Here is a 17,116-nt window from a genome sequence, read left to right on the forward strand (position 1 = left end):
TAGGAAAATTCCTAACGGATATTTTTTAGTATCTATTTTATTCTACGCACCCAAGTCTTATTAGATGTGATATATTCACCATTTCCAATATAGAATCTTGTAATTCCGTAGAATTTAGCCACACTCTTCAATCTGATCAATGTGTTTTTACGTAAATACTTAATAGCGTTATTTTTAGTAAATTTCTTTGCTTTATGAACTAAAATACCACTATTTCTAATGACACGAACTTGCTTAGTAGGACGTACATAATATGCACTTATCGTCTTCTTAGCATTAATATAACCAATTCTAATACGATACTTAGTACCGTTCTTAGTCTTAATTACCCTTAATACTTTGTAAGCATTCGCTTTATTTCTTGGTCTCTTAGCGAAGTATTTAACGACATTTTTACGATTGAAATGAGTATTTACATATACCCCACGCTTATTAGTCCAGTATACATAATTTGGTGACTTCTTTTTAGTTACTTTCACATACGTCTTATTAGATGTGACATATTGACCATTTCCTAGGTATAAGCGGGTAATACCATAGTATTTAACTACCTTCTTCACATGAATCAATGCACCTTGGCGTAATCTGATATGACGGCGTCCACCATAGTTAAACTTCTTACTATTGTGAACCAATACGCCTGTCTTTCTGATTACACGGAACAACGAATGATCTGTACGGTAATATGCATCCCTAATGTGCTTGTTAAAGTAGATGTAACCACCATCAACCTTCAAACGTGGGTACTTATTGTGGTCTAACACAACACCTCTAACTTTAAAGACATGCGCCAATCTTCTTGGCTTCTTAGCATATCCCTTAACACGATTCTTAATGGTGAAGTGAGCAGAACTGTGTAGATATAGTCCTTTCACACTGTATACATATGAAGGTGCTTTTCTATTTAGTTCATGCTTATATGCTTGCATATATCTGGATACATATTCAGCATCCTTGTTCTTCATGTTTTCCGCAGGTAATAGCTTAGCAGCACGATTTCTACCTGCTTCATCAGGTGATTGACCAGCATAAGACTTAATAGCTTGGACGTGCATAGTGACTGTACCATCATTGTTAAAGAATACCTTAATCATAGTATCTGCGCTTGCAGTGTAATTATGACCATTTCCATCATTAACAACGACTTGTTTTGTCACAATTAGGTTACCAGCTTGGTCCATCTTTGCAATAACTCTGCCAATAACAGAAGAATTATCATTTGCATCTAACGATACATTGTTAAGTGTAATTGTTCCATCACTATTAATTGGCAATGATGAAACATGATAATCACCATCTGCATTCTTAATCACATTAGTTCCGGATATTACTAAGTACTTACCATCACTAGATTTAACTGGTGCTGTGACAATAATCTTGCCATCATCACTACCTTTGACAGGTAAATTACCAATTGAATTAGTGTCTTTATCATCGTAGTAGAAGTGAGCACCAATAATCTCACCACTAACAGGTACTAGTACAGGAACTGCAGGAACTGGTGCGGAATTAGAAATTGTCGTGCCAGCATAACCAGGGACATTAGAAATGATTGTTTGACTACCATCAGAATTAATGTGAACTGTTGCTGCATCTTTAACCGGTGCTGAATTTGCTCCGGGATGTGCAGAAACTTTTCTGTCTTGTTCTAATGGTGTTGCAGCTACGTGGTAAGAAATATTACCGTTGGAATCAACATGGATTGTAATAGATTCACCTGCATCAGCTCGGTATACGCGTTGATGGTTAGTTGAATCATCTACAACAACAGTACTATCAACAGTTAAATCACCTGTATTTGGATCAATTTTTGCAACAAGTTGTCCATTGACTGATTTATTTGGATTGTCTTTATCATCAAACCAAACACCATCAATTGTAATTGTTCCATCGTTATTGACCTTTAGTTCATTACCATGTACCTGATATGAACCGGTGCCCTTATCCTTAGTTACGGGTGATCCAGAAGGAATGACGTAATAATTACCGTTTTGCCCTTTAACTATCTTTGTATCTGTAGTTGTAATATTTCCATTGTTATCAACATTGACTGATAAATCAGTTTTACTTTGAACGTTACCATTACTATCAATTACATTTGCATTTGATATATTAACAATGCCTTTATCATCGATACTTAATGAATCACCGTGATAATTGTCATCATTTTGCTTAGCAATAATTGTTCCGGCAGGAATAATATATTTACCATCAGATGACTTGGTAGTTTTGATTACAACCACATTACCATTTTCATCACCTTTAACAGGTAGGTTGCCCATTGACAAAGTATCTTTTCCATCGTTATCAAAATGTACATTATGAGCAATATCCTCAGTTGGTGATAGCACTGGTTTGCTAGTATCTGTATTAAATGCTAGGTTGCTTTGTCCCTTAAATCCAGGAACATTTGAAATGATATTCTTTGAACCATCACCATTGTAGTGAATGGTTGCTGCATGTGATTCAACTGAACCCTTTGGACCTAACTGTGCAGGCACAATTTGATCCTGAGTAATTGGTGTTGCATCAACATGGTATTCAACACCACCATTATCATCTAATTTAACTGAGACGGTTTCACCCGCTGTAACTCTATAAGCACGAGATGGATTGCTTGGATCATTAACAACAGTATCATTCTTAACGGTTAACTTTCCTGTCTTTTCATCAACATTAGCTTCAAGACTGGCAATTACACTCTTTCCAGATTCAATTCTGTCATCATAATGAGCATTATCAATTTTTACAACCCCATCCTTGATTGGAATCAATGTACCAATAGTTTGATACTTTCCAGTGGATGAATTTTTAATAACCTTTGAGCCCGCAGGAACGATGTAATCATTTCCATCGTCACCTTTGGCAATTTCATCATGAGCAGTAGTGATATTACCTTGACCATCAACGTTAGCAACTATGTCTTTATGACCCTTAGTATCTCCAGAAGTATCGTTAATATTAGCACCATTTATGTTAACAGTACCATCACTATTAATAGGTAAAGATTCGCCGTGATATCTACCATCGTCACCCTTAGTAAGATTAGTTCCTTTAGGAATCATATACTTACCGTCAGTGGACTTAGTATTCTCTGTCACTGTTATATTACCTTGATTATCACCTTTGACCGGAACATCACCAGTTGAGCCAGTAGACTTGTTATCTGAATCAAAGGAAACGTCACGGGCAATATCATTTACTGGGTGTAAAATCTCTTTGCTTGTGTCAGCGTTGTTTGGAATACCTTTTTGACCAACATATCCAGGAACATTGGAGATGATATCCTTGGTACCATCGGTGTTGAAGTGTACCGTAGCAGCATTGGATTCAACTTTACCATTATCACCCAATTGTGCATCAATAAATTTACCTTGTGCAATTGGTGTTGCTTCAATGTGATATTCGACACCGCCATTACCATCTGATTTGATGATAATTGGATCCCCTGCGTTAACTTGATATGCCTTGGTTGGATCGTCATGGTCAGTAACAACTGCACTCTTATTAACAGTCAAAGTACCCGTTTGAGTATCAACTTTAGCACTAACTGGACCAATTATTGACTTATTCTTATCGTCTTTATCATCGAAATGGGCATTAGAAATATTTACTATGCCATCACTTGTAGAAGGCAACTTACTACCAATAGTTTCATATGATTGATCATTAGAATTCATATTAACCTTTGTTCCACTTGGAATAATATAGTAGTTTCCATCTTTGCCCTTGGCAATAACATTATTATTAGTATTGATATTACCATTGTCATCAGTTGTAACTGGCAATTTTTGACTATGATCTACTTGAACTACACCAGCTTGATCATAAATAGAAGCATTGTCAATTTCACCATTCAATGGGTAGATTGGAACCTGATACAAATTATTCGATGGCATTGTAGCGTCAGGAATAACAACAATTTGTCTACCATTTGCATATCTATATCCATCTGGAATTGCAGATACAGCCTTAAACGCATCACTGCTACCAGCATATATTGGAGTATTATCCTTATCGTTAGCATAGATAAAGTATTTTGTAGTATCCACGGATACAACTTTATTAGTATAGATATTAATAAACTGAACGTTGTGTCTTGCAGAATAAGGTGAATTATCAGCAATAATTACCTTGGCATCATCCTTAACGTTTCCATTGTCATCCATCCAATCAACTACTTGAGAATCAGGTTGGTAAACATGGAATCCATTATTTTGATATCCACCTGATGGTAACTGAGCATCTAGAATATGACCAGTAGTTTTATCAATAACCACTTTTCCATTACCTTTAGACTCACCATCATTATTATCTATGAATGTTGCATTGTTTATAACAACAGTGTCGTCGTTTGCGATTAATGAATATGAACCTGATTCATTATTAATTGATGTCCCTGCATTGGCTTGATATGCTTGTTTACCATTAACAATGTGAACTCCTTCGTCGTTTCCAAGAGTCATCGTTCCATTATTTAGATCAATGTTAGCAATTACATCACGAACATCAACCACATTATTTTTACTATCTTTAATAGCAACTCCTGGCAATGTAACTTGACGAGTATTCGCATCATATGGATATGAAGTTACTGTCCAATTGTTATTACTATCTTTAACTAGTTCGCTACCAGGTAAAATGATTCTTCCATTTGGTGTAATAACGGGTTTGGTTATCTTAATTGTTCCATCGTTTTGACCCTGAACAGGAAGATTATTAACAATGGAATTAGTATCTTTTCGACTATCGTCTAAAACATGCACATTATCAACAATACCATTAGTTGGCTTCAATACAGGGTTAGTTGGCACTTCATCACCATTTAAAATGGTATCGCCAGTGAATCCAGGAACATTTGAAACAATGGTCTTACTACCATCATTATTTACATGGATTGTAGCTGCTTTAGATTGAACAGTTCCATTAGAACCCAGTTGTGCACTAACTTTCTTATCTTGTTCAATTACAACAGCTGGAACAAAATATTGAGGTTCACCATGATCATCCTTAGTAATCGTAATCAAATCACCAGGATTTACTTGGAATGCTTTTGTAGAATCATTTGGGTCCGTAACTACAGTAGTCTTATTAACGCTTAATGTTCCATTTGCAGTGTCAACACTTGCTGATACATTTCCAATAATTGAGTTATTTTGATTATTCTTATCAACTAAGTGTGCATTATTAATATTTACTGTACCGTCTGCATTAGCCGCTAACTTGCTACCTTGAGAAGTATAGCTACCATCACCAGAACTATCTGGTACTACAGAAGTATTATTTGCAATTACATAGTAGTTACCATCTTGGCCTTTAGCAATAATATCCTTAGTAGTATTAATTGAGCCATCATCATTTGTTACCACAGGTAGTGTTTGACTATGGTTAACCTTGACGTCACCTTTTTCGTCCAAGACATTAGCATTTGTAATTTCTCCTACCGATGGAATAACTGGAACGATATAAGTTCTCTTATCTTTATCGGTATCATCGTTATTATCTGTTTGTAGAACAATAATTTGCTTACCAGTCGCATACTTATATCCTGTTGGAAGGCCTGTAACTGCATTTCCCGCACTACTGCTTCCTGCAAACAATGGTAGTAAATCATCATCATTGACCTTAATCAATGGATTGTTTGAAGTATCGGAAAATACCTTATTATTGTAAATATTTAAGAATTTAACATGTTTATTTGAATGATATGGTGCATTATCAGTAACTCTAACAATCGCATTATCATTAACATTGCCAGTGGCATCATTCCATAAAATAATTTGTCCATTTGGATCATAAACATGGAAACCAGCATCTTGGTTACCACCACTAGAAGGTAAGTCGGCAATTAAAATATTACCTGTGGTCTTATCAACTCTGACTACACCAGTTCCAACTTTTTGATTATTATTAACATCAATCAATGTGGCATTGTGGATAACAGCAGTGTCATTGTAAGTAGTGACATATAAATGACTATTATCGGAAATAATTGGAGTTCCTGTGTCAGCTTGATATGCATCTGTACTAGTAGTTGCATGTACACCTTCTGAATCAGCTACTGACAAGGTTCCATTAGCAAGATCAACATTAGCAACAACGTCTTGATGATCAATCACGTTGCCGTGATCATCTTTAATTGGTAATTGAGAAAGTGTAACTTGACGGTTCCCAGCATCATAAGGGAATGATTGAGCATGCCAATTACCATCCTTATCCTTATAAAGAGTTGTATTAGCCAAGATAATATTGTTTCCATCTGATGTCACAATTGACTTAGTTGTCTTAATTGATCCATCTGGTTGACCAATTACTGTTACACCATCAGAGGTATTTCCAGTATCGTTACCATTAATGTCATCCATATGAACACCATTAAGTTTTTGTTCACTTGGAATTAGCACAATTGGACTTGGGACAGGTTGACCTTCTGGAATATCAAAGCCCTTAAATCCAGGAGCATTTGAAACAACGGTCTTACTACCATCATCATTTACATGAATCTTAGCAGCTCCCTCATGGATGGACCCATTACTACCAACTTGAGCAGCTACTGATTGATCTTGAACAGCTTTTTCGGCATTAACATGGTAAGTTACATTACCATCCTTATCGACTGACTTTGTAATTGGTGCGTTGCTGTGAGCAATAAAGACATTACCTTGATTATCCTTAGTTATGGATGATTTTGCTACTTCCATGTTTCCATTGTCATCCACTTTAGCAGTTAGGTTACCAGCTTGAGATGTACCATCAGATGAATCATAACTACCATTAGGAATGCTAATTGTTCCATCAGTATTAATAGGGAATGATTCACCATGATAATTACCATCATTGCCTTTTGTAACCGTCGTACCAGCAGGAATTAGGTATTTTCCATCCGATGATTTAGTATTTTTAGTTACAACAATATCACCATTTTGGTTACCTTTAACTGGTATATCACCAGTTGAACCAGTATCTTTGCCATCTGAATCAAAATGAACACCATTTACGACATCATTAACTGGTTTTAACACGACATTACCAGTATCCATATCAACTGGTACATTGGATTGACCAGCATATCCTGGAATATTGGAGATGATTGTTTTTGTTCCATTATCAGGATCAATTTTAACCGTAGCAGCATCCTCAATTCGTTGCCCATTTTGACCTGTCTTAGCTGGAATATTTTGAGTAGCAGGAACTGCTTTGGCAGTAACGTGGTATGAGACATCCCCATTTTCAAATTTAGGAACTACTTCTTGTCCCTCATCGACTTGATATATTGTTCCATCAGGTGCCTTAGTTACCGATGCTTTGGCAATTGTAATCTTGTCCGTGTATGGATCAATATTAACCGTTATTTTGCCTGGGTATGAAGTGTTAGCATCCTTGTCATATTGACCATTAGTAATGCTAAACGTCCCGTCCGGATTAGCAGGAATTGTGTATCCATCAGCATGGTATGTGCCGTCTGCTTCATGTCGAACGCTTGATCCTTGAGGAACAAAGTAATAGTTATGATCATCATTCATACCTTTAGCAACATGGTCTTTTGAAGTGACAATTGTTCCATCTTCATTAGTATTTACTGGTAGTTGGGTAACCGCCTTTTCTTGATTATCCTTACCATCAATGATTGCAGTTGGTAAATTAGCTTGGGTTGGAACAACGGGGATAATATATTCATCTTCATTACCCGTAGTCTTATTAATAATAATATTCTTGGAAACATCAAATACGTATCCATCTGGTAATTCGTTAATTGCCTTTGATGCATCCTTGGTACCATAATTGACCGGCATTCCATCAGCACGGGTAACCTTCAATTGATATTTCTTATTTGGATTAGAATCTGTAAATTCTTCACCGGTATATGAATTTTTAAATTTAACATTAGATGTGTAATCATAAGGATAATTTTCAACAACGTTTACTTGAGCTGCTGTATTAACATTTCCTTGACCATCATTCCAATTAACGCTTTGATTATCAGGATTACTAATATGGTATCCTTCGTGGTTCAATCCTAAGTTAGAAACACTGGATAAATCAGAACTTGGTAATACTTTTCCAGTTGATTTATCAACATTAATTAATGCTGTTCCATCAACTTTTTTACCTTTTTCATCTATTAATGTAGCATTTGTAATTCTTGCGGTATCGTCTTTACTCTTAATTTGATATCCATTTCCGGTCTTACTTACAACTACACCGTTATTAGCTTGATATGCATATCCATCTTTTGTAATAGTATGAATACCATTTACATTAGGTTCGTTTAATGTAAGAGAGCCATCATTATTAAGCTTTGCATAAACTTGTTGGCTGTTAATCTTCTTACCATTTTCATCGGTGATCGTGGCGTCATTTATGACAACGTTACCATTATCATCTAATGGAAGAGTCTGAACGTGATAAGATCCATCTGTATTAATTGTTACTGGAGACTTAGCAACTGCTACATTCTTACCATCATCAGTATTAGTGTTGTTTACCAATGTTAATGAGCCATCATCATGTCCTTGAACCTGAGCGATAGCAATAGTTTTTCCAGTATCCTTACTATTGATATCATCAGCATGAACATTAGATAAATTAGTAATTCCAGGATTAAGAATTGGCAAACTAGTATCTGTATTCATATCGACATTATCTTTTCCAACGAATCCAGGAATTGTTGACTTAATTGTCTTAGTTCCATCTGAATTTGTATGGATAATCGCTGCATTTTGGATTGTTTGACCGTTCTTACCAGCTTTTGCAGGTACTAATTGATCTTGTTGTTGAACTTGACTTGAAATGTGATATGAAGTTGAGCCATCACTATTAATAATAGGAGTAATTTGGCTACCCTTCTTTGCAACAAATACTTTACCTGTACCATCATCAATTGCGGTATCACTATTTACTTGCAATGAGCCGTCATCATTTAAGTGAGCAGTAATTGCTCCGGTAGTACTAGTTCCATCATTGCCATCATACGATGCATTATTGATGGTAATAGTTCCATCTGAATTTCTTGATAATGATTCTGCACTATAGGTTCCATCAGCATTCTTGGTAACTTTAGCACCTGCAGGAATGACGAATTTACCATCTTTTGAAATGGAATTTGAAACTACAGAAACACTGCCATCATTATTTCCTTGAACGCTTAATTGATCCGTAGTTGAACCTGTGTCTTTACCATTTTGGTTGTTGTGGACACCATCAATAGTTTCCTTAATAGGTGTTAACTCAAATTGTGCTGTACTGGTATTTGGAGGAACTACTTCACTCTTTTGACCATTATCTAAACCAAATCCAACGACATTGGATGTAACTGTCTTAATTCCAGTATTTGGATCAAACTTGATAGTTGCACCATCATTAACAACAGGTCCATTCACACCCGCTATGGCTGGAACAGTCTTAACAAGTTTATGTTCAACAGTCTTTACATGGTATTCAGTTACACCATTATTAATTACTTTTTCGACTATAGTATTGGCTTTAGCAGTATATGCATCATTATTATTACCGACTATAGTAGTATCATTAACAACTTTAATTTTTCCATCTGGGCCAATAATCCCTTTAATATTTGCTTTTAGTCCAGTATCTTTACCTCTGTGATCAAAATGAACGTTGTTAATTTCAACTGTTTGGTCAGTTTGGTTATATGGTAAACCATCAACATCAGGTTGATTTTTATCATTAACCGATACAATTGAACCAGCAGGAACAATGTAAGAACCATCATCGCTAGTGATATTCTTAGTAACAACTTGATTGCCTTCACTATCTTCGCTTACCGGTAGATTACTAATTGTTGAGTTGGTCTTTTGACCATCAGAATTGATAGAAACATTGCCATACCCAATTAATTTACCAATAGCATTGTATCCACTACCAATTGTATTTTCTATATTTGGATGAATATCTTCACCCACACTAACTTTGTAGGTGTTTCCATTATCACCCTTAACAACGCCGTTATTGTCAATTTTGGTAATGCTAGTGGTTCCATCCACGTTACCACTTACTGTTACATTGACGTTATTGGCAACAACTTTACCATTACCATCAATAACAGAAATGGAAGTTTGAGATGATGTTGGTGTAACAACATATGCATCTTGTCCTTTATACTTTTTAGCGTTTGTTGTTGTAAAACCAGGATTATCTGGCGTAACAAATGGTTTACCATTACCAGTATTGGAATTATAGGTACCAACACCTACACTAGCACCGTTAGAAGTCACTACTTTAACCGTTTGTTGGTCTTTTGGTGTTCCATCGGGTAATAATGATAGATAGTAATAATTTGAATCTGTACTGTTTGCCGCAATATGAACCAATACATCCTTGTTTACATTCGAAATATTGTTGATTGTGTAGTTATTAGCATCATTATCGGTAATCTTTACACTATTATTAGAACTATCAGCGGTTACTCCATCTGACTGTTGGTCTGTTAAGCCTGTGATATCCACATAGACTGGTTTTTTATCAGTCTTATTTGGATCATTATGTCCCTTAAGTTGAACGTTAACGACTTTTCCAGTATCTTGTCCCGTTAATGCATTATAGATATGAATATTAACAGATTGTGGGGTGCTATTAGTTGTAACATTAAATGTGTCATCTTTATCATTTTGTTGTGAATTATATCCTGGTAAATCAGGAGTTACCACCATATGACCATCTTTATCATAACTAATGGTTCCAGAAAACGGAAGAATGGTTCCATCTTCTCGTTTAATTGGCACTTTGTCACCTGGATCATACTCAAAGGCTTTCTTTGTTACATTAATAATTGGTGTGTAGTTTCCTTGACTGTCTTGTTTCAAGTCAATCGAACTACCGGGTGTAACGGTATAACTAATATGCTTTCCATCAGTATCTTGTTTTCCAACGAATCCACCGCTAACAACACTAGTGATACGAGAAGAACCGTCTTCATTTCCTTGAACCATAACAGTCGCAGTTCCAACTTTTTCACCAGTATTTGTATCAATAATGTCTACGTTAGTCTGAACAGGTGCGGTAGTAGGTTGTAAAATCGCATTCCCATTATTATCAAATTGTGCATTAACTGATTGCGCGAAACCTGGTAGATTGGATATTGCTTGCTTTCCGCCTGAAGCATTAGCAGAAATGGTTGCACCACCATTAATTTGACTGCCCGTATCTGTAACAGCGTTTACTTGTTCAGTTCCTACGTAAGATGAAGCAACTGAGACACTAAACTTAGTTGAATCATTTGGGTCTTGGACAATCGCAGTACCAGCAGTAATACTATATCCATTATGACCATCAATCAATGTAGCATTGCTTGGTGTGTCCACGGATGTGATGTATGAATTACCGTCTGAATTTCCTTGCACATGAACGGTCATAGAACCAATAGCTTTACCAGTTTGTGAATCATAAACTGTGATAGTTGTTTGTACAGGATTCTTTGAAGGTGTCAATACAGCATTACCATTTGCATCGATATTAGCTGGATCACTACCGTCAAATCCCGGCACATTAGATATCGATTTTTTGATTCCATCATTGGTCCTAATAGTTGCACCAGCAGCAATTGAATTACCTTTATCAGTAACCGCACTAGTAGTGTAATCGGCTGGTGATTCTGGATCTACTACAATAGAAGGACTAACTTTACCGGCGACATATTGTGGTGTTAAAACATCACCTTTCTTAACAGTATAAGTATTGCCCTTACTATCTTTAATCTGAGTGTTTGAATCAATGTCAGTAACATAGGAATGCCCATCATTTTTTCCTTGAACATAGACCTGAACTTCACCGACACGACTACCATCCTTGCTACTGATTACAGGAACGGTCACCTTAACCGGTGATGCTGATGGTGTTACAACGGCATTATTACCCTTCATCTGTCCAGGGTTACTACCATCAAATCCTGGTAAACCAGGTTTAATGGTTAGTGTTCCATCACTATTAATGACAGTCGCACCACCATCAACAGATGTTCCGTTAGCTGTCACGGCAGGTGTCTTAGTAACAATGTCCTTATCGACAATTCCTTCCACGTAAACAGTAACATTTCCTGCATCATCAGTGTAAGCTTTCACGTTGTCTCCAACACTTACCTTATATCTTCCTGTATCGCTATTAAAGACACCTCTACCATTGATTGAAGTAATCTTAGAAGAACCATCAGATTGACCTTGCGCGGCAACTTCTACATAAACAGGTTTATTATTAACCATTATTGGTGTAGTGGTGTTTTGTTGATAAACCGGTAACTTAACCGTTTCTGGTGTATCTGCTGGAGTAACAATATCTTGTTGACTATTACCACTACCGGCAGTTCTAGTTGGATTGCTTGAATTAAATCCTGGCAAATAAGTAATTGTATGCAAACTACCATCAGCATCTTGACGTCTGTATCCACCTTGAGACACGGAACCACCAGCATCAGTTTGCACATTTACATATTTCTTATCACTTGTTGTTGCTAATTTCACATGATAAGTAGGGTTACCATTAACATCAGTAACAATTCCGATTCTGGTTTTATTATCTATAGTATATTGTAATCCGTCATTTTTGCCAGTCGATACATTGACAGTCTTCACAGCATTCACAGATCCGTCACTATTCCCTTTAACTGGAACAGAAGCTGTTAAACCGGTTGGATTTCCATTAGCATCATCAATATATACTGTAGCATTTCCAACAGATGGTTGAACTGTATACATACCAAAGTTATCCACGTTTAATCCGGTAGTATTTGAAGAAATGGCAAAACCTGGCAATTGTGGTGTGATTGAAATAACATTACCATTTGATTTATCAACTTTAGCAATCCCCTTAAAAGGAATACGCTTCCCAGAAGGTGTATCAATTGGTAACAATGACCCGTCTTGAATGTATTGCACATCAGGAACAAAAATATCATATGTGGACTTATCGTATTGTTTCATTGGGGTCTTGGATAAATCTAGAACATATCCCTTATTATTTTTCGCAACATCATTTGTTAAACTGGTAAATGCTGTTTTGGCTTGATAATTAGACATGTCCAGTGTGCCATTAGTGATAGCTGTATCCAATGGTACATTGGCGATAGCAACTAGTCTGGTCTTATCACCATTTGTTGCAATAACTCTAATCGTACCTTTATTATCACTATCATTTAGTGAATCAGAACCACTATAAGATGAATCATCAAAAGGAGTAATATTTTGTCCATTAATTAAGTATTCTCGGTATTCTGGTGTTGGTAGTGGATTACTTGATGTCTTATTTGTATAATATTGTGCTTCGTTTGAATCACGATCGCTTAAATGATTCAAAATACCACTAATATTTTTCAAGAAACCTTGAGCAGTTGGCAATGCTGGAATCGAGTGCATGTCATTATCTGAACCATAATTATTTTGTAATTTTAATTCTTTTCCATCATCCAATCGGGTCCAAACACTGTTGTATCCTTCAACATTGTTTTGATAGCTATCATTACTTGGGCGAAGTGAACTGGTTACACTGGCAATTGGTTGATATGCTGCACCTTGTTTATCTGTTAAACCAGTGTTCATAAATGTGTTTAAACGGATTCCTACAGTATCAATTGGTTTTGTTCCCAAATCAATATCGCCATTAAAGACGATACTGCCATCACTTAGAGTTGTGGAATTGTTTGGATTTAATGATATCGTTTCAGCTAAAGTTTCACTATTGTTATTAGCTTTATACATATTACGGTAAACGTCACCATTATTGGATGTTGCATCAAAAGTTCCAGTAACGTAATGTACTTCTACTTGGTGTTCTTTTGCATCATCTCCAACATTGTTTAAGGTAGCACTGAATTTAGCATGAGTGTGTCCATTAGCATCAACGTAGGTTTGAATATTATTATTAAACTCAATTGAAGGTGAACCTGAAAAGTTAATGGAAGTATCGTTTCTGGCATTTTGACCTGACACAACCGAAGGATTATTTCCATTAAAGGATTCGTTAAATCTCTTAACAACAGTTTCATTATCAGACATTCCAGCAATTGTTTGTCCTAATGCTTTCGCAATATTAATAATAATTCCTGGTAAATCAGGATCATCAATATTATTAAGTTTCTTTTTGAAATCATTCTTGGACATACCAGCAATTTCAGCAAAAGTACTACCGCTTAAGTAATTTCTTTGAATATTTAAGTCATTTGCGTTAGTGGTGTCATCTAATCTTGGTGTTGAATTAATTGCATTATTAGTGTCTCGCTTCCATAGAGTATTAATGGCTGCATTAATTTCAGCTTGAGATGGTTGTTGATAAACATTTTTATTTTTTTCAGGGTTATAGGCACCTGATCGTCTGTTATCAGTAGTTACAATATTCCCGTTTTGAATTTGATCACTATAATCTTGGTTTTTAGCAATAATATCTTCATACAATTGAACGTAGTATTGTAAATAATCAAATGCGGTATCAAAATAAACATTATTTACCGTCACGCCTGTATTAGGAATTGTCTGCCAAGTGTATGGATAACTAAAGCTAAAGCGATTCTTGGTATCTGAACCAGATGGCTTATAACCGTTAGTCGTTCCATTAATATCTTGAAAAATTTCACTACTATTAAAATTACTATTATTTTCATCTAGCGCAGTTCCATTACGGCGATAATGGTATATATAAGGATTCAATTGGTACCCACTACTGGTCTTAATGCTTGAAATATTATTATCATCCAGAATGGCACCAAATACATCAATAGAAGATAAACTTAGCTTAGGTCCAGCCGCACCATTTAAATCTGTTCCAGGTGTAATATTTAATGACAAATTAAATTTCTTAGGATTAAATGCCACAATTGGTAAAAAGGCAACACGAATTGGATGAGCTTTTGCTCCAGTATTTAGGTTAATATTCAAAGTCCCATTTTGTAGAACTACAATCTTACTAGTTGATTGAATTCTTCTATTACTTTTTGCCATCGTTGCGTAAGGACCATAGATAAATGCGTTGTATAATCCCGCATAAGCAGTATCAGCGACTTTAGCGTTAACATTAAATTCCCCGCCGCTTTGGATTTGCATCCCATGACCTAACCACACTACTGCGTTAGTGGTTTTAGTACTTGTATCATTTGGAACACTTCTTTGATTCGTATTACTATAGACCAAATTGGGGTTCAATGCTGTGGGAGTAACTCCATTGGGAACATTTAGGTTAACAATCCCTTTAATAACGATATTTCCACTATCCCCTGAGCCAGTGTCTTCAGGCTTATTTATGTTTCCTACTCTAATAGCATTAGTGTTATTACTTAAAGTGATGTTAACGATAGCACCCTTGTGCACATTAATATTATTGTTCGCCATAATGGCATAACTAGGCATTTTAGTAGAATCAATTTTTTCCGTTTTTACTAATTTACCCCAACTCTTAGTATAAATATAGTTATCAATTTCAACCGGACTTAAGCTCACACTGGCATTTTCTTGAAATACAATATAATTAGCAATCAAAGAATTAAAAGCGTACTTAGCGTCTGAACCGAAGACAACCTTTCCACCTAATTGATTCAAGTTGGAATAAGTTTCGGTATATTTGATGGTCCCATCAGCATCTGTTGTAGCGTCATTTGCCATAACATTGCCACCAATAACATAATTACCATTACCATTATTGGAATTAAATAATTCATCAAATTTGCCGGAATAATTTACATTATCATATTCAACAAAACCATCACCATTCACTACGTATGGAGATGATAAACTTGTGATATTTTGAATTTTGACCGTCGCATTACTATTAGATTGATTAAAAGTATACGTTCCGCTTAATGTAAACTTATTTTGTCCATCAATAATTAAATTATCTAGATTAGCAACAGTGCCCGAAGCGTTAATATTATTAGTTAACACAATTTTCTTAATATTATTTGAACTAGATGCTTGCATCGCATTATTAAATTGAACGTTATTATTAGCGTAAACAATTCCATTATTGAAATCATTTACCATTTTATTAAATGTTGTCTTATATTGAGCAATACTTGTATCAGTATTATTATGAGCAACGCTTTTATCATCTGGATTAGCATCATACCCAGATACATTAAATTTATCATTGACATCAAACTGTTGATTTAATGCTTTTCTAACTCCCATGTACGCATTATCATACATCGACTGTAAGCCAGAATCGTCACTAGGACGATTATTACCTTTAGTATAGTCATCTGAGCCTGAAGTTGTTGCATCATTAAATGCTGCATCGGCAGTCTTTTTGAAATCTACCCCATACTTATATGCAATGTATAACATTGAAGAAGTATTTACAGCAGCCTTTTTTACGTCATCTAAGGACGAATTAGCCATATTATCAGAAATAGTCTTAGTTTGGTCTGAGTTAACCCCTTCATAAGCGGCACTATATAGTTCCTTACTATTATTATCAGTTAAGTCACTATTGTCAGCCTTACGATTACTATAAGCATCATTTACACCGTCGTTTATGGCATTAGTATATTGCTTATATGAGTCACCATTTGTTTGGGTATTACCTTGTAGATTCTTTTGATAATCAATAGCGTCATTAGCATTTTGATTTTTAACAATATCAGTATTTTGATTATTTGATTGATCATCATTTGATATTCGATTGGATAATGATTCATCATCAGAATTACTTTTTACGCTGGCATTAGTATCATTTTCAACATTTTGTTTCTTTGATTCCAATTGTTTTTGATTCTGTGATTGATCACCAGATTTTCCTTTTTGTTCATCAGACTGAACATTTTGAGTCTGGGTATCTTTAATATCTGCACTTGCTTTAACACCTTGTGACATTAAAGCTAAGGATGTTCCCCCTAGGAAAGCAAAAGAAGCTAATGAAACTACTACCCATTGGCTTTTTACTTTTCTTAAAATTTTTTTATCATTTGTTTTTTGAAATTCGTGTTTATTATATTGCAAAAGAAAGTCCCCCCTATTTTTTGACCCTCTAAATCGTTTAATTTTTTAGACAATTAAACAACTAAAATAATCAATCCCAAAATATATAAATAGTTAAATTGAACACATATTATAATGCCTTATACAACATATTCACGCTAAAAACATTGATAAACCGTGTTTTTTCACTAAAACTATTACAA

General features: G+C 35.3%; 1 protein-coding gene. It reads right to left on the reverse strand.

All coding sequences use genetic code 11. The features are described from left to right. Positions 1-32 precede the first annotated feature (32 nt). Positions 33-16,934 (reverse strand): DUF5776 domain-containing protein, encoded by a 16,902-nt coding sequence (locus FD688_RS04300; RefSeq protein WP_138741931.1) that lies wholly within the window; start codon positions 16,932-16,934, stop codon positions 33-35. Positions 16,935-17,116: the final 182 nt, after the last annotated feature.

Source organism: Apilactobacillus kunkeei (assembly GCF_005930975.1).
Classification (GTDB): Bacteria; Bacillota; Bacilli; order Lactobacillales; family Lactobacillaceae; genus Apilactobacillus; species Apilactobacillus kunkeei_E.